Annotated in this window: 22 protein-coding genes and 2 pseudogenes; 15 read left to right on the forward strand and 9 right to left on the reverse strand. The window is 54.8% G+C overall.

Annotated features, from left to right (window positions below):
- Positions 1-639: 639 nt before the first annotated feature.
- Together GYN01_RS20875 and GYN01_RS20880 are read left to right on the forward strand one after the other, a co-directional pair.
- Positions 640-1,323 carry a hypothetical protein gene (locus GYN01_RS20875; protein WP_203307726.1) on the forward strand — a complete coding sequence of 228 codons (684 nt, stop codon included), beginning with the start codon at positions 640-642 and terminating at the stop codon, positions 1,321-1,323.
- 34 nt (positions 1,324-1,357) lie between these two features.
- Entirely contained in the window at positions 1,358-2,020 is a 663-nt protein-coding gene (locus tag GYN01_RS20880; RefSeq protein ID WP_203307727.1) for a hypothetical protein, read from the forward strand.
- Positions 2,021-2,151: 131 nt separating this feature from the next.
- Here the strand turns inward: GYN01_RS20880 and GYN01_RS20885 are convergent, their stop codons facing one another.
- Positions 2,152-2,634: a hypothetical protein gene (locus GYN01_RS20885; protein WP_238936378.1), complete on the reverse strand. Its 483-nt coding sequence runs from the start codon at positions 2,632-2,634 to the stop codon at positions 2,152-2,154.
- A pseudogene (locus GYN01_RS20890) lies at positions 2,631-3,014 on the reverse strand (glycoside hydrolase family 19 protein); the annotation flags it as partial. The gene GYN01_RS20885 and the pseudogene GYN01_RS20890, both read right to left, overlap by 4 nt.
- 166 nt (positions 3,015-3,180) lie before the next feature.
- Between GYN01_RS20890 and GYN01_RS20895 the strand changes: the two are divergent.
- Positions 3,181-3,390, forward strand: a complete 210-nt coding sequence (locus tag GYN01_RS20895) for a cold-shock protein (RefSeq protein ID WP_203307729.1) — start codon at positions 3,181-3,183, stop codon at positions 3,388-3,390.
- 42 nt (positions 3,391-3,432) lie between these two features.
- Here the strand turns inward: GYN01_RS20895 and GYN01_RS20900 are convergent, their stop codons facing one another.
- Genes GYN01_RS20900 through GYN01_RS22860 form a run of 3 tightly spaced genes read right to left on the reverse strand, consistent with a single transcriptional unit; the run spans position 3,433 to position 5,269 of the window.
- Entirely contained in the window at positions 3,433-3,684 is a 252-nt protein-coding gene (locus tag GYN01_RS20900; RefSeq protein WP_048402435.1) for a hypothetical protein, read from the reverse strand.
- Entirely contained in the window at positions 3,681-4,055 is a 375-nt protein-coding gene (locus GYN01_RS20905) for a hypothetical protein (protein WP_203307730.1), read from the reverse strand. Before GYN01_RS20905 ends, GYN01_RS20900 begins: the two co-directional genes overlap by 4 nt.
- 56 nt (positions 4,056-4,111) lie before the next feature.
- Positions 4,112-5,269: a hypothetical protein gene (locus tag GYN01_RS22860; protein ID WP_476748491.1), complete on the reverse strand. Its 1,158-nt coding sequence runs from the start codon at positions 5,267-5,269 to the stop codon at positions 4,112-4,114.
- A 351-nt stretch (positions 5,270-5,620) separates the two neighbouring features.
- Between GYN01_RS22860 and GYN01_RS20915 the strand changes: the two genes are divergently transcribed.
- The gene (locus tag GYN01_RS20915) at positions 5,621-6,532 is read left to right on the forward strand and encodes a bifunctional GNAT family N-acetyltransferase/nucleoside diphosphate kinase regulator (protein ID WP_203307731.1); all 912 of its coding nucleotides are present in this window, start codon (positions 5,621-5,623) and stop codon (positions 6,530-6,532) included.
- A 226-nt stretch (positions 6,533-6,758) separates the two neighbouring features.
- Here GYN01_RS20915 and GYN01_RS20920 read toward each other — a convergent pair whose 3' ends face one another.
- Positions 6,759-7,109 (reverse strand): replication protein P, encoded by a 351-nt coding sequence (locus GYN01_RS20920; RefSeq protein WP_241485756.1) that lies wholly within the window; start codon positions 7,107-7,109, stop codon positions 6,759-6,761.
- A gap of 328 nt (positions 7,110-7,437) precedes the next feature.
- Here GYN01_RS20920 and GYN01_RS20925 point away from each other — a divergent pair.
- The 3 genes and pseudogenes from GYN01_RS20925 to GYN01_RS20935 all read left to right on the forward strand — a co-directional run bounded on the left by GYN01_RS20925 (position 7,438) and on the right by GYN01_RS20935 (position 9,159).
- Positions 7,438-8,120, forward strand: a pseudogene (locus tag GYN01_RS20925) (Arm DNA-binding domain-containing protein).
- 22 nt (positions 8,121-8,142) lie between these two features.
- A complete protein-coding gene (folE, locus tag GYN01_RS20930; RefSeq protein WP_048366310.1) occupies positions 8,143-8,688 on the forward strand; it encodes a GTP cyclohydrolase I FolE in 546 nt (181 codons plus the stop codon).
- 99 nt (positions 8,689-8,787) lie between these two features.
- Entirely contained in the window at positions 8,788-9,159 is a 372-nt protein-coding gene (locus GYN01_RS20935) for a glutathione S-transferase N-terminal domain-containing protein (RefSeq protein ID WP_048366309.1), read from the forward strand.
- Positions 9,160-9,245: 86 nt separating this feature from the next.
- Here GYN01_RS20935 and GYN01_RS20940 read toward each other — a convergent pair whose 3' ends face one another.
- Both GYN01_RS20940 and GYN01_RS20945 read right to left on the reverse strand, forming a co-directional pair.
- Entirely contained in the window at positions 9,246-9,848 is a 603-nt protein-coding gene (locus GYN01_RS20940) for a glutathione S-transferase family protein (RefSeq protein WP_203307732.1), read from the reverse strand.
- 11 nt (positions 9,849-9,859) lie between these two features.
- Positions 9,860-11,026 carry an aminotransferase-like domain-containing protein gene (locus GYN01_RS20945; RefSeq protein ID WP_048366307.1) on the reverse strand — a complete coding sequence of 389 codons (1,167 nt, stop codon included), beginning with the start codon at positions 11,024-11,026 and terminating at the stop codon, positions 9,860-9,862.
- An 82-nt stretch (positions 11,027-11,108) separates the two neighbouring features.
- On the opposite strand from GYN01_RS20945, the gene GYN01_RS20950 reads away from it, so the two are divergent.
- The 3 genes from GYN01_RS20950 (at position 11,109) to GYN01_RS20960 (ending at position 13,770) form a co-directional block, all read left to right on the forward strand.
- On the forward strand, positions 11,109-11,546 hold the full coding sequence (locus GYN01_RS20950; protein ID WP_203307733.1) for a MarR family winged helix-turn-helix transcriptional regulator: 438 nt from the start codon (positions 11,109-11,111) through the stop codon (positions 11,544-11,546).
- A gap of 187 nt (positions 11,547-11,733) precedes the next feature.
- Positions 11,734-13,083, forward strand: coding sequence for an NCS2 family permease (locus GYN01_RS20955; RefSeq protein WP_048366305.1), 1,350 nt, complete (start codon positions 11,734-11,736; stop codon positions 13,081-13,083).
- 60 nt (positions 13,084-13,143) lie between these two features.
- Entirely contained in the window at positions 13,144-13,770 is a 627-nt protein-coding gene (locus GYN01_RS20960; protein ID WP_048366304.1) for a LysE family translocator, read from the forward strand.
- 207 nt (positions 13,771-13,977) lie between these two features.
- Here the strand turns inward: GYN01_RS20960 and uraH are convergent, their stop codons facing one another.
- The gene (gene uraH / locus GYN01_RS20965) at positions 13,978-14,331 is read right to left on the reverse strand and encodes a hydroxyisourate hydrolase (RefSeq protein WP_048366303.1); all 354 of its coding nucleotides are present in this window, start codon (positions 14,329-14,331) and stop codon (positions 13,978-13,980) included.
- Between the two features lie 410 nt (positions 14,332-14,741).
- Between uraH and puuE the strand changes: the two genes are divergently transcribed.
- The 5 genes from puuE to GYN01_RS20990 all read left to right on the forward strand — a co-directional run bounded on the left by puuE (position 14,742) and on the right by GYN01_RS20990 (position 19,160).
- Complete coding sequence (puuE, locus tag GYN01_RS20970; RefSeq protein WP_048366302.1) at positions 14,742-15,671, forward strand: allantoinase PuuE; 930 nt, start codon at positions 14,742-14,744, stop codon at positions 15,669-15,671.
- Positions 15,668-16,183, forward strand: a complete 516-nt coding sequence (uraD, locus tag GYN01_RS20975; protein WP_203307734.1) for a 2-oxo-4-hydroxy-4-carboxy-5-ureidoimidazoline decarboxylase — start codon at positions 15,668-15,670, stop codon at positions 16,181-16,183. The genes puuE and uraD overlap by 4 nt, the downstream gene beginning before the upstream one ends.
- Positions 16,184-16,244: 61 nt before the next feature.
- Positions 16,245-17,240, forward strand: coding sequence for an allantoicase (gene alc / locus GYN01_RS20980; protein ID WP_048366300.1), 996 nt, complete (start codon positions 16,245-16,247; stop codon positions 17,238-17,240).
- Between the two features lie 78 nt (positions 17,241-17,318).
- Complete coding sequence (locus GYN01_RS20985; RefSeq protein WP_048366299.1) at positions 17,319-17,822, forward strand: ureidoglycolate lyase; 504 nt, start codon at positions 17,319-17,321, stop codon at positions 17,820-17,822.
- A gap of 48 nt (positions 17,823-17,870) precedes the next feature.
- Positions 17,871-19,160, forward strand: coding sequence for a urate hydroxylase PuuD (locus GYN01_RS20990; RefSeq protein WP_048366298.1), 1,290 nt, complete (start codon positions 17,871-17,873; stop codon positions 19,158-19,160).
- Positions 19,161-19,280: the final 120 nt, after the last annotated feature.

Below are 19,280 nucleotides of genomic sequence, written 5' to 3' on the forward strand. Positions count from 1 at the left end.
CCTTCTAAGTCAATAATTGCACTTATCATTTTTACGGGGATGCAGAACATGTGAACAACAGGGTTATCGAGAGGTGAAATCAGCAATATTTTTTCAGGCTTTTTTTGAATATTTTCAGATAAGCTTTTTGAAAATATCGGCTTCTAGCAAACCGCAGGCTGTCCACTTAAATCCCTTTTCCGTCCCCTAAACATGGTCGTCCTCACCTACCGAAGCACTGAATAAGTATCTAAAGTCTGTACAAAAATACTGTGTTGCTACAGCCGGTTGAGTCCGCCCAGCACTGGAGCCGCCAATTTTTGCCAACGATTATGACGCTACCCCATGCGCCAGAGCATGAGCCTCTGAGGAAATGGCTGGGATAATGCAACGAAGGCGCGTGTAATTCACAATTTGAAAAAGACTAAATACCGACTATTGTATTTATGAGAAGCCAGTAAGACCAGCGAGGCCTCAGCCAACACCTAATGCATAACTAGAACTGAAGCCGGCCCCATAAATTTAACGATGGATAACCCTGGCGAAAACTGAAGAGAACCTCAAAGTCCTGCCCGGTACAACAAGCCCTCCAAAAAACGGGCTAAATGATTTGTGTTTTTTGAAATTCAGCTATATGCAACAATCACAAGGAGCCGTTAAGTGCCATATACATCTGATAATTTTGAATCTCGTTCATATTCAGAAGCCGAAGCTAAAAAGGTATTAGCAAGATTACAGTCCATTATTGATAATGAAAAAGAATATCGAAGGAATATGTTGGATTCAGCAGATGCTTTCTCCTCAATTTTAAGTGCCTCGGGTGATGTGTTGGGTATGATTTCTCAACAAGAAAAAGCCAGCAGGAGCGTTGCCTTTAAAATTAAAAACGACAGCGAAATGGTGTTGATCCCACAATACACCACAATTAAAGACGTTAAGTCGGTTAAAGAAAACATGAATGCTTGTGCTCCGGGAATTGGCACGCAGATTAAATTTTCATACAGTCACAATGGTGGCATTAATGCTGGTGGACATATTGAAATAGGATTCATGCTTACCAATTCAAAATTTGATTCTTTAAAGTGCGTCATTGACTTTCAAACGAATTATGATGAATGGCACCCAAGGATGGTCGAAATTATCGACCCCGAAACAGATAAAGCAATAAAGAGACACCTATTCAAAACCAGTCGTTACAGCTTAAGCTATATTCGATTCAATCATAAAAGCGATGAAAGCTTTTCTTTCGGGTTAGCTACATTTAACAGCCTGGATAGCAAAGGGGAATCATATCTAAACCTTACGCTTACCGCATGGCGAAAGGCAGCGGATGATGTGTTGTAAATGTATTTGAACCAATATTTACAGGCGATAAATAATGACTTCTAAAGATTTTTCCGCAAGTACCTCCAGAAACTCCAGCTCATGCCTAAAACTATCTAAAGCGTACTGGAAACATATTCACAGAACTTCGGGTGAAGACCAGTCAGCGAGAATACTTCCATATATTGGCTTGGTTGCAGGAATGATTTCAGGGACAACGTCGTTAATAAACGGTGTTATGGGCATGAAGAATTCCAACAACGCCGCGAGATCGATAAATGTTTCTATTAATAACTTCTCCACGTATTCACTGGTTATTTATAAGCTAGCGGACGTTTTCGAAACGGAAATCAATGACATTATAATACCAAGGGATCAGAAAGGCACGCTGATACTCAATAACTGTAAGTTTGAAGTCAATAACGGGCCAGAGCTACACATCATGATTGATGATGGCAAAGCCAGTGCTTTATGCATAGCCAAATTGGGATGGACGCTAAGCAAAGAGCAAATGCGCATCCGCTCTATCACATTCAACGCTGATAGAGATATTGTTTATAATGATTCAGATTGCAGCTCCACAAAAGGTAATCTTGACTATCCGATTTACGACTTAGCTTCGCCAGGAAACAACAACGTATCTATTATCATTACTAACCCTCCAGTAAAGGATGCTGAATGCAGCATTAGTATCAACTTCTTTGACGGCGACGTTTAATTTTCTAACTTAAAAGGCTGTGAATACGACCTCGTTTCTCCCAGGCTTGTTCGTGCTGCATGGATATTTTCGTCAACGATCCGAAAGGTAAAGCAAGCCTAGAAACACGTGAACATATTTATTGCGGATACCTAAATAAACTCTGAAAAGACTGGTGCAATACGCCTGCTCCACGAACTGAACGCTTGGGCCATGATGAAACAGATGTCTTTCGCTGATGCCGAATCCGCTGATAAACGTAAGCTGACCTGTCGCGAGCTTTTTCTGATTGCGCCGGTTGCGTCGAGTAGGACTGACAGCCGCAGGTCAGCAGTAGCAAGGCGATCACGCAGACGTGCCTGTTTCGTTTTCTCATCGGTGAGGGCTCGGTAATGGGATTGGTCGCTGGCTGCCAGCCATTGCTCCAGGGCGAGGCGCTTGCCCTGCTCTGCCATAATTTGCTCTGAGTTGGCATTGCCCAGATTCGTGCGCTCGGTTAGGTGGGCCGTTTCCTTGATGGCCAACCGCAGACCATGGGCGTTGGCCTGCCACTCCCATGCGGCCCACGCGCTGCCAGCCATAAGTCCAAGCGTCAGCAGTAATGACCCGCCCCACTTCACCGCATCAAGCTTCAAGACAACACCTTCAGTGCTCGCGCATAGAGCATCTGACGATCAGCCAGCCCATTCAGCCCGCCATTGATGCGCCGGGTGATGGTTTCAAACTTGCCTTCATCAGCCAGGGTGTTGTGGCCTCGGGTGGCCCAAAACCACGCCGCCGACATGCACGCGTGTTGTGGCTTTTCCAGCAATTCGGCTTGGTTGATCAGATCAAGGCCCAGCGCTTCGCCGCAGGTTTTGTAGTTGCTGCGGCCGGTGATCTGAATCAGGCCACGGCCGCGATATTTGGGGCCGTCCCCCGACTGAGTGTTGCCGAGGTCGACCCTGCCCTCATATCGAGCTTGCGCGGCGGTTGGGCCCCAGATTTCTCGCATGTATTTGAGCTGATCTGACTTTCTCTTTCTTAATTGTGAATGACTCTTGAATTGAGCGAGCAACAAAGCTCAACAGATGATTTCGGATGACCGGTAGGCAAAACTGTAACTTCTGACAGTATCGTTCCTCATCCGGTAACCCCAAGATCAAATACCATTTACCATTTCAATAACAAGGTAAACAACCATGGCTACCGGAACAGTTAAGTTTTTCAACGTATCCAAAGGGTTCGGCTTCATTAAATCTGATGACAGCGACGCTGATATTTTCTTTCACGTAACTGACTTAGGAAGTTCTACATCACCTAATGAATTGAAAGAGTACGTTAAAGTTTCTTATGAACCATCAAAAAACATTAAAGGTGTTGCGTCAGCCGTGAATATTGAAGTTATTTAGTTAAAATCCAGCAAGCACCGAGGCTGGGTGATGCGTGCGGCTTTAGTCTTCGGCCGGAACGACCGCCTTTGGCAGCGGGAAGCGTTTCTTGATGTCGACGACGGAGCCCAGCCACGCGGTGTAGTCCGGCGCGTTGCCCTGTCTCAGGCCGTCATAGTCAGCCTCCAGCCGTAGCGGGTCTGACTCGCTCAGGTAAGCCGCGCGGCGTGTGGCCAATATGCCGTCGAGTTGGGCGCGTTCTTTGTCAGCCTGAAGCTGTTCGGCGGTTTTGAGTTGGCTGAAGTCGATGTTCATTCAGGAAGCCCTATGTGGCCGCCCGTGCCGCGCTTAGCCACCGGCACGACGTTCTCGGTTGAGACGGCGCCCAAGTTGGCCACGGCTGTTCCCCACTGAGTGAGCAGCAGACGTATTTGATCGGCCAGGTCTTTGACGTGGGTTTGTGCGGGGGTGATGGCATAGGGCGCGCCGTTTGCTGAGGCACCGTTATAGGCGGAACGAATAGATAAAACAGTGGCGCTCGGGATGTTGACGATTTCGTAAACGGCGCCGTCAGGGCCGACGAAAATGTCGCCGACCAGTGCGTTACCCGCAAAGGAGGTGCCCGCGCCGGTCACAGTCGTTGAGCCCTTTACGACCGATACGGTGCTGGTTCTGTACCAAGACATACTTTTCTCCAGACAAAAAAATACCCGCGACGTGGCGGGCTTAGTGAGGTTTAAAATTATCGATAAGGAAACGGATAATTGGCGGTGTTGATGACCAGCGCTGTCGGGTATCTATCAACCGAAAAACCTTCAAAAGATCCTGGCAGGCTGTATTGGTTACTGGGCGTTCCTGATTGCGTGGTGACGCCCGCCGGGGCAAACATAAAGCTGATGCCGCCCGAACGCCCAAAGGCGCCCTCTGACATCCCATACACAATGCCATCAACCCCCGTAAGAGCATTACCTAAAAAGGCATTGGCGGCTCTCGACCACGGTAAACACGCCGCATATTCGACCCCCGCGCTCAACGGAATATCAATTAAGTGGTGTGCCTGGCTGTCAACATTGGCGGTTTGGCGCCTAACCAATTCCCATCGTCCTCCCGCGTAACCGTATCGCCTGCCGTATCGATCCGTCCCTGTCGGTGCAGGTGCACCCATGGATGCGATGACGTTCAAGGGAGCCTGCAACGAGTTGAAAGTGATCTCTCCTGCCTCGTTAAAGGTTTTGAGGTATGGCCCTCCAGGAATGTCATTTCTCATCAGATCGAAGCAATAGAGCAACAACCGGTTATAGACCTTGCCCGTCCTGCGATTGATGCGAACAGGGAACGGACAGAACACAGCAAGACCTCTGGCTGTGTCGCACCAAACAACGCGACTGATCGGGTTGCCATTAACGTACACGGCGCGCTTGCCACGGCCATCATTCAGGTGATGAAAGCTGTTTGTGGTTGCCATCGGTAACTTCCTATAAAGCGTGGCTCGGCTCAGTCCATCCGAAGGATGCGAGCGACATTGCCTCGGGCGCGGTATACCAGTACCGATAGAACAATCAGCACCATCAACAAGAACGGCGACACTGTTGAAACGGGCTTGGAAAACATCACGGACAGAGTAATAAGCAGTGACTCGCACCCTGTACCAACGGCCAGCAAGTAAGCCAGCCATGACACTACCGTCAGCGTGATAAAACTCACTTTTGGCGAACACGACAAAGCCGAGATTTGGCATATGGGTGTGCTGAGTAGTGTTGATAAGATTGGCGGTCAATCGCAGGAACTCAGCGGGAGCGCTGTCTACCAACCTTCTCAATGTAAGAGATAGACGATCAATGTTGCCGACACTTACAGCGTCAACTACGGCCTTCGTATCACGAGCTACTTGTTCAGACATTTTCTGCGCCTGCGAACGAGAAAGCCCGCGACTTGGCGAGCCTTGGAATAGATTGACCCCAACAACACTCCCGGCTTGGAGCGACGGGTGTGGCGGGTCCGAAAACGAAAAAGCCCCGGCAAATGCCGAGGCTTGATTTTAGAAATGTACAGATGTTGCACCCAGTAACAGTCCAGCATCCACGTACATTTAGAGGAGCCGTTCACGGCTATCCACTGGGTCTACGGCTAGACCGGTAAAAGCCCGGTCGCTGATAGGAACTACTCGCGATATGTCTTAAAATAGCCGGTTGCCGAAGAACCGTCATGACCATGAAGGGCTTCCATCCTTAAACAAATAAGTGTGATTAAGATGAACAAGCCTTTCATTTCTCTGTGCCCTGAAATTACTCGTGCGCACGCGCTGAAGCTGATGGATTGGTTGGAGGATGAACGCGTCACCTGCTATCTGAGCGATTCGCGTCATGTCTCCCGCTCCATCGAGCAAGCCATCGATCGGACTCAATCGCCGATCCTTACCCATCTATTCAACAGGGGCGGTCGGTTCTTCATGGCCTACGACCGGCATGACGCTCCGGTAGGCTTTGTCCGTCTAATCAAGACCGACTCGAATTGCGAGATAGTCCTGGTCATCGGAGACAGCGATAAATGGGGCCGAAACCTTGGCGCCCGCACGATCCGCGAAGGTATGAAACTGGCCTTTCTCGACATGCGGGCAAAGAAGCTCATCGCCAAGATCCACCCGGACAACGCGCGCTCGCTGAAAGCCTTTCTGCGCAGCGGCTTTGTACTTGAGAGCGAAACTCCGACATTAAAGTCGTTCTCAATGACGGTAGGGCGCTATCTCCAGCTATTGCGAGAAGGCACCGTTGGCGATTCTACTAGGATCTACATCACTGAAATCGACAAGGCCAGGCTCGAGAGTCTAATCGCGCTCGAGGAAGGCCCGGCCGTTGTTGAACTCGAACATGAGCTCGAGCGAGCCATTGTCGTCAAGCCGCAGCAGGTGGCCAGCAATGTAGTTACGATGAACTCCAGGGCCTTGCTGCAGCTGGATGACGAAGAGATCGAAGTGGCCTTGGTCTATCCTGAAGACGCGGACACCAACGCAGGTAAGCACTCCGTACATTCCGACATCGGCGCCGCCATCTTGGGCTATCAGGAGGGTGACGCCATCGACTGGAGGATAGCTGATCGAACCCGTCGGATTGAGATCAGGAAAGTGCTTTACCAGCCGGAGGCTGCGGGCGATTTCCACCTATGATTTCGCGTTCTGCCAAGTGTTCGCCCATCTGGCCCAAAGCCATAACCCTCAAAAAAAGAACGCCGAGCGCTGCGACTGGAGATGCAAGCTACCAAGACCTCACACCTTTAGCCCTTCTTCCGTAACGAAAAAGCCCCGCTCAGTGGCAGGGCTTTGACTTGTCATCTCTCATAACGCGCAAGATCGACATGATGGGGTTAATTTAGGGCGCGGTCAGGGGCATCACTCAAATCCAACTTGTGAGCGCAGCAGTGAACGGCCCAGCGGTAAGCACTCGGCTCCACAAGGGCCAGGTTGGGGAAGCCTCGCGGTGAGCAGTGACCAGCTTCGGCAGTCCCAGCATTTCCGCCGTTGGCGTGCCCCAACCGATGAACACACCCACGCTGGGCACAAAGTCCTTGGCAGCCTGACGCGCTCGCATCAGTCCAAATCTCAGTTGCTCAGTGCTGCAAATACCCGCTTCGAAAAAAACCTGCATCCACTGCTGCTTGGCAGCTTTGTACGTCGCCATGTCCGGCCATGCTTGCTTCCAGGCAAGAAAGATCGAGCGCAGTTCGCGAAAGAGACCGTTGATCACCTTCCCCCGCTCACCGAGAACGGCTCAGACGCACACCTGGTTGGCGGATTCGCCGGTACCGCGCTTTGGAGTGTGGGCGGGTATTCGATTGTCATTTTTGTGGTTCGCAGAAACTAACCGCAGGGAATTTATAGAGGTAACTCCAGGAAAGTTGAATCAGCCCCTATGTCTGATTACGAACCGGACAAAGTGCCAGAAGGAAAAATGGCAGAGATGCTCGGCCCTACAAAACGAGCGCTCGAAGGCAAAAGAGCACGCGGGGTAATCCCTATAGGGTTTGGAACAATTTTGATGGGCGAATTTTGTATAGTTTAGGGAGATATGACGCATGGCTAGAAAGCCAATGGGCTTGTCCGCAGGAGTTGAATGTGCAGGTCAGTCAATTCGCATCAGGTTCACGTGGCAGGGTGAGCGGCGATGCGGAACACTTGCCTATCCCCAAACGCCGAAGGGGATCAAAGCAGCCGCTGATTGACGCGCTCACGCAGTCAGTCTCGCGAAACATAAGGTGCTCGATGAGCGCCGGTATGCAGAGCTTTTCCCTCAGTCGAGTTATGCCACTGACTCATTTTCAGTTGTGTTCGGCGAGCACGCGCAGATCTGGTTGAAGGGTCGAGACATTGTGAGTGGTACCCGTAAAAACTACCGAGTCTCGCTCAACCTCTACTGGATGCCCGCGCTCGCCACCATCCTTACGTTTCCCCACCCAGTCGGAACGTTGAGTTCATACAGCAGGCAAGCGTAAGCGACAAACATTTCCAGGAAGCATTAGCAAAACTGAAAATCAGGGTGCGTCGCCAATACAACTGTAGGCACACGTACGCTACCATGTGCCTCATTGCAGGCATGAACCCTGCGTTTATCGCCAATCAGCTAGGCCACAGCGTGCAGATGTTGCTTTCAACTTACGCTAAATGGCTAAATTCCAGCACAGACTGGAGCGAGCTCGGGAAACTCGAAAACAGCATGATTGGTACAAATTTGGTACGACCCGACGAGGTGCCACTATGAAACCCGCACGGAATATAGCCCTGTGACATTGGAACAAAACTACACCGCCATCCTCGGTCAACTGGGCGAAGACGTCTCCCGTGAAGGCCTGCTCGACACACCAAAGCGCGCAGCCAAAGCCATGCAGTACCTGTGCCGTGGCTATGAGCAAACCCTGGAAGAAGTCACCAACGGTGCCTTGTTCAGCTCAGACAACAGCGAAATGGTGCTGGTCAAGGACATCGAGTTGTATTCGCTGTGCGAGCACCACCTGCTGCCGTTTATCGGCAAGGCGCATGTGGCCTACATTCCGAGCGGCAAAGTACTGGGCCTGTCGAAGGTGGCACGTATCGTCGATATGTATGCCCGTCGCCTGCAAATCCAGGAAAACCTCAGCCGCCAAATTGCCGATGCCGTGATGCAAGTCACGGGCGCCTTGGGCGTTGCGGTGGTGATCGAAGCCAAGCACATGTGCATGATGATGCGCGGTGTCGAGAAGCAAAATTCGTCGATGATCACCTCGGTGATGCTCGGCGAGTTCCGCGACAACGCGGCCACACGCAGCGAGTTCCTGAGTTTGATCAAGTAATACGCGTATAAAAAAACCGGCGTTCATCGCCGGTTTTTTTTCGTCCGCCGAATTCAGGTAAGCTGCGGGCCTTATTTCTTGCCCCATGAGGCTTTTACTGTGTTTATCAAAGCGCTTCGCGTAGGCCTGGGTCAGTTGATCATCGCTGGCGACTTCATGACCCGCCCCAGTAAAAAACAACGCCCTGACGCTGCTCAGGCGCAGGTGGACCAAGCGGCCAAAAACCTGACCCTGTATCAGTTCCATGCCTGCCCGTTCTGCGTCAAAACCCGCCGCACCCTGCGCCGCTTGAACGTGCCGGTGGCGCTGCGGGATGCGAAAAACAATGAGCAGGATCGCCAGACCCTGTTGGAGCAAGGCGGCAAAATCAAAGTGCCGTGCTTGCGCATTGAAGAAGATGGCAAGACGACCTGGATGTACGAGTCCAAGGTAATCATTGAGTACCTGAACAACCGTTTCGCCAACGTGTAACCCGCAAAACTCAGGCCTCGCCCGCCACTCCAGGGTGGGCGGATGTAAAAAAACCGGCACATGGCCGGTTTTTTTATGGCGCGGGTTTATCCCAGCATCGTCACGTGGCGCGGGTGACTGGCCACCCGCTGTAACCAGGCCTGAATACTCGGGTAAGACCCAAGCTCAAAGCCGCCCTGATGGGCGACATGGGTGTAGGCGTACAGCGTCACATCGGCAATCGAGTAGTGCTCGCCCACCAAATAGGGTGTGCGGGCCAACTGTTGCTCCATGACATCCAGCGCCTTGTAGCCGCGCTTTTGCAGTGCGCGATACTCCTCAAGTCGCGCTTGCGGCAAACCCAGATAAAACTGGATAAACCGCGCCACCGCGATGTAAGGCTCATGGCTGTATTGCTCGAAAAACTGCCATTGCAACACCTGGGTGCGCAAGCGCGGTTCGGTGGGCAGAAACTCGCTGCCGTCCGCCAGGTAATTGAGAATCGCGTTTGACTCCCACAAGCACGTGCCGTCTTCAAGCTCCAGCACCGGCACTTTGCCGTTGGGGTTTTTCGCCAAAAATTCCGGGGTTTCGGTTTCGCCCTTGAGAATGTCCACCGGATGCCATTGGTATTCAAGCCCCAACAAATGCAGCATCAGCTTGATTTTGTAGCAATTGCCCGAGTTGTAATCGCCATAAACCTTGAGCATCGCGAGTCCTTTTACGCCGCCTGGGCGGCTTGTGCCTGACGAATAACATTAGCCAGGCGCTTAAGGCCCTCGTGCAAACGCGCAGGGTCGATGTGGCTGAAGTTCAGGCGCAGGCTGCCAACGTTCTGGTCCGGCTCGGCAAAGAACGGTTCGCCCGGCATGAATGCCACATTCTGCTCCAGCGCCGGCTTGAGCAAAGTACGGGTGTCAAATGGTTGTTTGAGAGTCAGCCAGAAAAACAACCCGCCCTGTGGCACCTGCCAATCGGCCAGATCCGCGAAGTGCTCTTGCAGCGCGGCTTGAAAACCATCACGGCGAATGCGGTAGAAGTCACGCAACTCGGCCAGGTGATTGCTCATTTTTTGCGTGCCGATCCACTGCAAGGCTTGCCATTGGCCCACACGGTTGGTGTGCAGGTCGGCGGATTGCTTGAGGCGCAGCAAATGCGGGTACAGATCGGGGCTGGCAATCAAGAAACCGACGCGCAGACCTGGCAGCAAGGTTTTGGAAACAGTGCCGGTGTAGATCCAGCTGGCCTTTTTCAAACGGCTGACAATCGGCGTGGCGCTGCCACCGTCGAAGTTCAGCTCGCGGTACGGCTCGTCTTCGATCAGCGTCACGCCGAACTCGTCCAGCAAGGCTGCAACGGCATCGCGCTTGGCTTCGCTGTAACGCACGGCCGACGGGTTCTGGAACGTCGGGATCAGGTAGATGAAGGCGGGCGAATGTTGTTCCAGCTCGCTGCGCAGTGCGGCCAGGTCCGGGCCATCGGCTTGCAACGGGAAGCTCAGGCACTGCGCGCCGAACAATTGGAAAATTTGCAGCGCCGCCAGGTAAGTCGGGGCTTCGAGCATGATCTCGGTGCCCTTGTCGATGTACAGCTTGGCGGCCAGGTCGAGGGCTTGCTGCGAACCGCTGAGTACCATCACTTGGCTCGCGTCGCAGTCAACGCCCAGGGCGCGGGCCTCTTGGGCCAGCACTTCACGCAGCGCCGGTTCGCCTTCGCTCATGCCGTATTGGCCCATCGAGGCGGGCATGTCGGTCCAGTCGACTTTGGGCAGCATCGCTTCGGCCGGTAGACCGCCTGCAAAGGACATGACTTCCGGACGTTGGGCCGCAGCCAGAATTTCACGAATCAAAGAGCTTTTCAGGCGGGAAACACGTTCGGAGAAGGCCATACAGATCACCGGTAGCGGAAGTAATTGGAAATAAGTCAAACTGATTGACCGAAATTACGCCGCGTAGCCTAGATACGTCAATATGCTTGACCTTAAAAATCCGAACACTCAGCGTGCCGCCATGCAAGCCTTCTTCTTTGGCTATCAAGCATTTACCGCCAAAGCGGATGAAATGCTGGCGCGTCGTGGGCTGAGCCGGGTGCATCAGCGCATCGTGTTTTTTATCGCGCATTACCCCGGTGTCAGCGTCAAAGAACTGCTGACATTGTTGGGGGTCAGCAAGCAGGCACTCAATACGCCATTGCGCCAGTTGATCGAGATGAACCTGGTGCGCAGCGTCGCGCCAGAGACCGACAAGCGCAAGCGCCTGCTGGCGTTGACCCCGCAGGGCGTGCGTTTTGAGCGCAATTTGCGTCGCGAACAGGTCAAGCTCTTGCAACGGGTATTCGCCCAAGAAGGCGAAGACGCGGTGAACGGCTGGTTGGCAATCAATCATGCCTTGGGGCAAAACCGTACCTGACGCGGTCATCACCCTCCCCCTGACAACACCCTTCGTACATTTCTGAAAACATTATTTGCTTTATTTGTATACAAAAGCATAATTCAGCTCACGCTCTTTCTTGACCTTGCAGTCAGAAAAAGCCGTTTCTTGCCTTATTTGCCTCAACCAGCGCGCTCAAAAACAATAAAAGCCTGAGGAAATCACTGTGGACAGCTCTAAACCGCAAGCCCCTGCCCTGGACCTTTCACCGCCCGTTCAACGCGGCTGGCTGGAACGTCTGTTCAAACTGTCGCTGCATGGCACCACCGTCAAAACTGAGTTGATCGCCGGGCTGACCACGTTCATCACCATGGCGTACATCATCTTCGTCAACCCCAACATCATGGCCGACGCGGGCATCAATCACGGCGCGGCCTTTGTTGCCACCTGCATTGCTGCCGCCCTCGGCAGCTTGCTGATGGGTTTGTATGCAAACTGGCCTGTGGGCCTCGCACCCGGTATGGGCTTGAATGCGTTTTTCACCTACACCGTAGTCGGCACCATGGGCTACAGCTGGGAGACCGCGCTGGGTGCGGTGTTTGTCTCGGGCGTGTTGTTTTTGATCCTGACCCTGTCGCGCATACGCGAATGGCTGCTCAACAGCATCCCCGTGAGCCTGCGCTATGCGATGGGCGCAGGGGTCGGGCTGTTCCTGGGCATCATCGGCCTGAAAACCTCGGGCATCATCGTCGACAGCTCCGCCACCCTGATCAAACTCGGGTCGTTGCGCGATCCGGCCCCCTTGCTGGCCGCCGTGTGTTTTTTGATGATTGCGATCCTCAGTTACCACCGGGTGTTCGGCGCCATTTTGATCAGCATCATTGCCGTTACGTTGGCGGGCTGGAGCCTGGACCTGGTGCACTACAACGGCATCCTCTCCGCCCCGCCCAGCCTGGCGCCGACGTGGATGGCGATGGACCTCAAAGGCGTATTCAACATCAGCATGATCAGCGTGGTCCTGGCCTTCCTGTTTGTGCACATGTTTGATACCGCGGGCACCTTGATGGGCGTGGCGCAACGTGCAGGGCTGATCAAGGCCGACGGCAAAATCGAAAACCTGTCACGCGCACTTAAAGCCGACAGCGCCTCCAGCGTTTTTGGCGCCGTGGTCGGCGTGCCACCGGTCACCAGCTACGTCGAAAGTGCCGCCGGGGTTGCCGCAGGCGGGCGCACCGGGCTGACGGCTGTGACGGTCGGCGTGCTGTTCGTCGCGGCCATGTTTTTCGCACCGCTGGCCGGCATGATTCCGGCGTATGCAACGGCCGGTGCGTTGATTTACGTGGCCATGCTGATGATGGGCGGCATGCAGCACATCAACTGGGAAGAACCCACCGATTGCATCCCGGCGATTGTGACCATGATCATGATGCCGTTGACCTTTTCAGTGGCAGACGGCATCGCACTGGGTTTTATCAGCTTTGTGGCGCTAAAGGCGGGCACGGGTAAATACCGGGAAATCTCCGTCAGCGTGTGGGTGCTCTGCGCGATTTTCATTGCCAAGTTTATTTACCTGTAAACGCGGCAATACCAACCGGCCCCGCCATTGCGCGGGGCATTTGTTGCAATGGAGGAAGTGATGAGTCTGGAAACCTGGCTGCTGTTCAGCAGCGCGGCATTGGTGGTAATCCTGATTCCAGGGCCGCTGTCGTTATTGATGATCAGCAACAGTTTGAACTACGGCCTGCGCCGTTCGTACCCGGCCTTTCTGGGCGGTGTGATTGCCTCGATCTGTTTACTCAGTGCCTCGGCGCTGGGGCTGGGCGCCTTGCTGCTGGCCTCGGAGCAATTGTTCAGCGTCCTCAAAATTGTCGGCGCGCTGTACCTGTTTTACCTCGCCTGGCAGAGCTGGAAGCAATCGCGGCTGCCGGCCCAAGCTGCCCAGGTGCCTGAAGCTGCCCCAAAACCGCGCTTCAGCGCCCTGTTTGGGCGCGCCTTTGTTTTGGGCGCCAGCAACCCGAAAGACATTCTGTTTTTTGCGGCATTCTTGCCCCAGTTCCTCAACCCCGACCAACCCTTCCTCAGCCAGTTACTGGTGATGATCGCCACCTGGACGGTACTCGACTTGTGCTGCAAGTTGGCTTACGGGCTGGGTGCCCACGGCGCTGCGGGTTACTTGCGCAGCGGCAAGGGCCAAAGCTGGTTTAACCGGGTCAGTGCCGGCTTGTTCGGCGCGGCGGGTACAGCGTCGTTGTTGAGCCGTTAGGCCCGATCAGCGCGTTTGTGTGTCGCGCACTGTTGAATGTTTGACGACGGCCACGCCGCCGGATCAAAGCCCCGCTCCTGCGCGACTCCAGCCTGTAAAGCTAGTCGCGCAGGAGCGCATCGACGCTGCGATGACCGGGTTGCTTTTCAACAGGCGAAAAAAAGCCCGCAGTGTGAGCGGGCAAAAACCACATGCGCAGGGTGAAAACTAGCTGCCGCGATACGTGGAGTAGCTGTACGGCGAAATCAACAGGGGGACGTGATAATGCGCTTGTTCGGCATTGATACCGAACCGCAGCACCACGACATCCAAAAAGGCCGGCTCTGGCAGCTGTACACCGCGGGCGCGGTAGTAATCGCCAGCGCTGAACTGCACTTGATACACCCCGGAGCGGTAGTCGTCACCTTCCAGCAATGGCGCGTCGCAACGGCCGTCGCTGTTGGTCAGCGCGGTGGCGACCAGTTCCAGCTGTGAACCCTCAACCCGATACAACTCGACTTTGATCGAGCTGCCTGGGCAACCGTGTGCGGCATCCAAAACGTGCGTGGTTAAACGTCCCATTGATTTTGCGTGCCTGGCGAATGAGCGTTCACTCAGGCCTCGCGCCTCCCGGAGTCAGTGAATAAAAAGGAGCCAGCGCACTCTATCGATGCACGATTGAGCAGCGGCGAAGCCACGATTAAGACATTTATCAAAAAAATTGTACACAATTAAAATCACAACTTAATGCAGACCCCGAATCACGCGGCTTCACAGCTAATCCCTGTCAACGACGCAGCTCTCGACGACTTCATATTCACGACCTGACCGATCAGGCAGGTTTCTTGCTTGTACACATGCAGCACAAATCATGGTAAAAATGCCAAAAAGCAGGCTTACAAAGTGTTTGTAAAGTTGTATACAATCAGGCCATCGCAGTGAAGCCAGGTCTGGCCTAACGACTGTCAACACGAATAATAAGGAAGACTGTAGTGAGCGCTGATTATCCACGCGACCTGATTGGTTACGGTCCTAACCCTCCCCACCCGCACTGGCCGGATAACGCGCGCATTGCCCTGTCGTTTGTACTCAATTACGAAGAAGGCGGCGAGCGCAACATCCTGCACGGTGACAAAGAGTCCGAAGCCTTCCTCTCGGAAATGGTTTCAGCGCAGCCACTGCAAGGCGAGCGCAACATGAGCATGGAATCCCTCTACGAATACGGCAGCCGCGCTGGCGTGTGGCGGATTCTCAAGCTGTTCAAAGAATTTGATATTCCCCTGACCATTTTCGCCGTGGCTATGGCTGCCCAGCGCCACCCCGACGCCATCCGCGCCATGGTCGCAGCTGGCCATGAGATTTGCAGCCACGGCTATCGCTGGATCGACTACCAGTACATGGATGAGGCGCAAGAGCGCGAACACATGCTCGAAGCGATCCGCATCCTCACCGAAATCAGCGGCGAGCGCCCCTTGGGCTGGTACACCGGCCGCACCGGCCCCAACACCCGCCGCCTGGTGATGGAAGAAGGCGGTTTCCTGTACGACTGCGACACCTATGACGACGACCTGCCGTACTGGGAACCCAACAACCCGACAGGCAAGCCGCATCTGGTGATCCCGTACACGCTGGACACCAACGACATGCGCTTCACTCAGGTGCAGGGTTTCAACACCGGCGAGCAGTTTTTCCAGTACCTCAAGGATGCCTTCGACGTGCTCTATGCCGAAGGTGCGCAGGCGCCAAAAATGCTTTCCATTGGCCTGCACTGCCGCCTCATTGGCCGCCCTGCCCGCCTGGCCGCCCTCAAGCGTTTCATTGAATACGCCAAAGGTCACGATCACGTCTGGTTCGCCCGCCGCGTTGACATCGCCCGCCACTGGCACGCCACACACCCTTTCGCCGCAGAGAACTCGAAATGAGCGCATTCAAGACCCTCACGCCTTCAACCCTGAGCCGCGAAGCGTTCGTGCAAGCCTTTGCCGATATCTATGAACACTCACCCTGGGTTGCCGAAAAGGCCTACGACCTGGGCCTGGATGCCAGCGTCGATCAGATCGAAAGCCTGCACCAGCGCATGAGTGACATTTTGTTGAGCGCCGATCACGCCAGCCAGCTGGCACTGATCAACGCTCACCCGGACCTGGCCGGCAAAGCTGCCGTCCAGGGCCAACTGACCGAAGCCAGCACCCATGAACAGGCTGGCGCCGGTATTCACCAATGCACGGCCGAAGAGTTTCAGCGCTTCACCGAGCTGAACGACGCCTACAAAGCCAAGTTCAAGTTTCCCTTCATCATGGCGGTAAAAGGCAGCGACCGGCACCAGATCCTCGCCGCGTTCGAAACCCGCATCCATAACCCGGCAGACGCCGAGTTCAAATGCGCGTTGGCAGAAATCAACAAAATAGCCCTGTTCCGATTACTCCAGCTCTAAGCCGACCCGGCACGTGCCGGTCAGGCATCTCCAGCCACTTATTCAAAGGCAGACCAGAAGAATGAAAGCTTACGCCGTACCGTTCGAGAAGTTCGTCAACTTGGCCGACGCCCGTTTGGGCACCAAAATCATCAGCGTCACCGATGATTGGTTCGCCGACGCCAACCGTCTGTTCCAGCCGACCCCGGCCGTATGGAAGGAGGGCGTTTTCGATGACAACGGCAAGTGGATGGACGGCTGGGAGTCCCGCCGCAAGCGCTTCGAAGGCTACGACAGCGCGGTGATCCGCCTGGGCGTACCCGGCTCGATCAAAGGCGTGGACATCGACACTTCATTCTTCACCGGCAACTTCCCGCCGTCTGCCTCCCTTGAAGCCTGCTTCCTGGCCTCGGGTGAACCGAACGAAAACACCCAGTGGGTTGAAGTGCTGTCGGCTGTCGAGCTGCAAGGCAACAGCCACCACTACCACGAGATCAACAACGATCAGGCGTTCAGCCACCTGCGTTTCAACATCTACCCGGACGGCGGCGTTGCCCGCCTGCGTGTCTACGGCGTGCCGTTCCGCGACTGGTCGGCGGTGGGCGACAACGAGCAGGTTGACCTGGCTGCGGCCCTCAACGGCGGCCGCGCGCTGGCCTGCTCCGATGAGCACTTCGGACGCATGAGCAACATCCTCAACCCCGGCCGCGGTATCAACATGGGCGATGGCTGGGAAACCGCCCGTCGTCGTACACCGGGCAATGACTGGGTCATCGTCGCGCTGGGGCATCCGGGCGAGATCGAAAAAATCATCGTCGACACCCTGCACTTCAAAGGTAACTACCCGGACAGCTGCTCGATTCAGGGCGCTTACGTCAAGGGCGGCACCGACAGCCAGATCGAAACCCAATCGCTGTTCTGGCGTGAACTGTTGCCGAGCCAGAAGATGGAAATGCACGCTGAACACACGTACAGCGAGCAACTGAAAAACCTCGGCCCGATCACTCACATCCGCCTCAACCTGTTCCCGGACGGTGGTGTCAGCCGCATCCGTGTACTGGGCAAAGTCGCTAAATAAGGTAGAGCCAGCAGTCGCTGCCGCAGGCGGCGACTGCACCCACAAAACACCACAGCAATCCGAATAAGAAGACCCACCATGCGCACATTAACGATTGAACCCTTGAGCAAAGAAGCTTTCGCCGCTTTCGGTGACGTGATTGAAACCGATGGTAGCGACCACTTCATGATCAACAACGGTTCGACCATGCGCTTTCATCGTCTGGCCGAAGTTGAAACAGCTGCCCCGGACGACAAAGCGATCATCAGCATTTTCCGCGCCGATGCGCAGGACATGCCGTTTACCGTACGCATGCTGGAGCGCCATCCGCTGGGCAGCCAAGCCTTTATCCCGCTGCTCGGCAATCCCTTTCTGATCGTGGTCGCGCCCGTTGGCGATGCACCTGTATCAGGTTTGGTCCGCGCTTTTGTCAGCAATGGCAGGCAGGGCATTAATTACCATCGCGGCGTTTGGCACCACCCGGTGCTGACGATCGAAAAGCGGGATGACTTCCTGGTGGTTGATCGCAGTGGCACAGGCAATAACTGCGATGAGCATTTCTTTAAAGAGGATGAGCTGTTGATCCTCGCCCCCCACCAATAAGAGAAGGCCCAAACGCTCAAAAAAGAGCGACGGGCAGAGGTAAAGACTGTGGAAGCACATTTAATGGAATGGCTGAATCTGAGCGTGCGCTGGATTCATATGATCACCGGTGTGGCCTGGATCGGCGCGTCGTTTTATTTCGTCTGGCTGGAAAACAACCTCAACCGTGCCAACCCCAAAGACGGTCTGGCCGGCGACTTGTGGGCCATTCACGGCGGCGGCATCTACCACCTCGAAAAATACAAACTGGCCCCACCGACCATGCCGGAAAACCTGCACTGGTTTAAATGGGAAGCCTATTTCACCTGGATGTCCGGCATTGCCCTGCTGTGCCTGGTGTTCTATTTCAATCCGGCGCTGTACCTGATTGCACCCGGCAGTACCCTCAGTGGCCCTGAAGCGGTCGCCATCGGTATCGGGTCGTTGATTGCCGGCTGGTTTGTCTATGACTTTCTGTGCGACTCCGCCCTGGGCAAACGCCCGGCGTTGCTCGGCTTGGTCCTGTTTGTACTGCTGGTTGCGGCAGCGTTTGGCCTGAGCAAAGTGTTCAGCGGGCGCGGCGCCTACCTGCACGTCGGCGCCATCATCGGCACCATCATGGTGGGTAACGTGTTCCGCACCATCATGCCGGCGCAGCGCGCGCTGGTGGCGGCCATCAAGGAGGGCCGCACGCCCGATCCGGCACTGCCGGCCAAAGGCTTGCTGCGTTCGCGTCACAACAACTATTTCACCCTGCCGGTGCTGTTCATAATGATCAGCAACCACTTCCCGAGTACCTATGGCAGCCAGTACAACTGGTTGATCCTGGCCGGGATCGCCGTGTTGGCCGTGTTGGTGCGTCACTACTTCAACACCCGCCACAACAGCCATAAATATGCCTGGACCTTACCGGTCGCAGCCTTGGGCATGATTTGCCTGGCCTACGTCACCGGCCCGACCCCGACACCAGCAGCCCCGCAAGCGGCCAAGGTGATCAAGTATCAGCCAATCCCGGAAACCGCCGTCAGCGGCGTCAAGCCAGATGCCCATCCCGCTCCGGTCACGGCGCCCGCCGCCGCTGAAAAACCGGTGGCAACGGTTGACTTCGAACAAGTGCATGCCGTGATCCAGGAACGCTGCACCGTGTGTCACTCCTCAAAACCCACCAGCCCGCTGTTCAGCGCAGCACCGGCTGGCGTGATGTTTGACACCGCACAACAAATCCAGCTGATGGCGCCACGCATTCAGGCGCAGGCCGTCGCCAGTCAAATCATGCCGTTGGGCAACATTACGCAAATGACCCAACAAGAGCGTGAACTCATCGGTTCCTGGATCAACACAGGAGCTCAAACTAACTGATACACACTGTTTGTGGCCGCTACCGAAGGCTGCGATCACCCCTCGCCGGGGTGCCCGGTTCGATACGTCTTGCAGTCTGTCGAACCTGTCGCAGTCTTCGGTAGCGGCTACAAAACCACA

Source organism: Pseudomonas weihenstephanensis, assembly GCF_016812185.1.
Classification (GTDB): domain Bacteria; phylum Pseudomonadota; class Gammaproteobacteria; order Pseudomonadales; family Pseudomonadaceae; genus Aquipseudomonas; species Aquipseudomonas weihenstephanensis.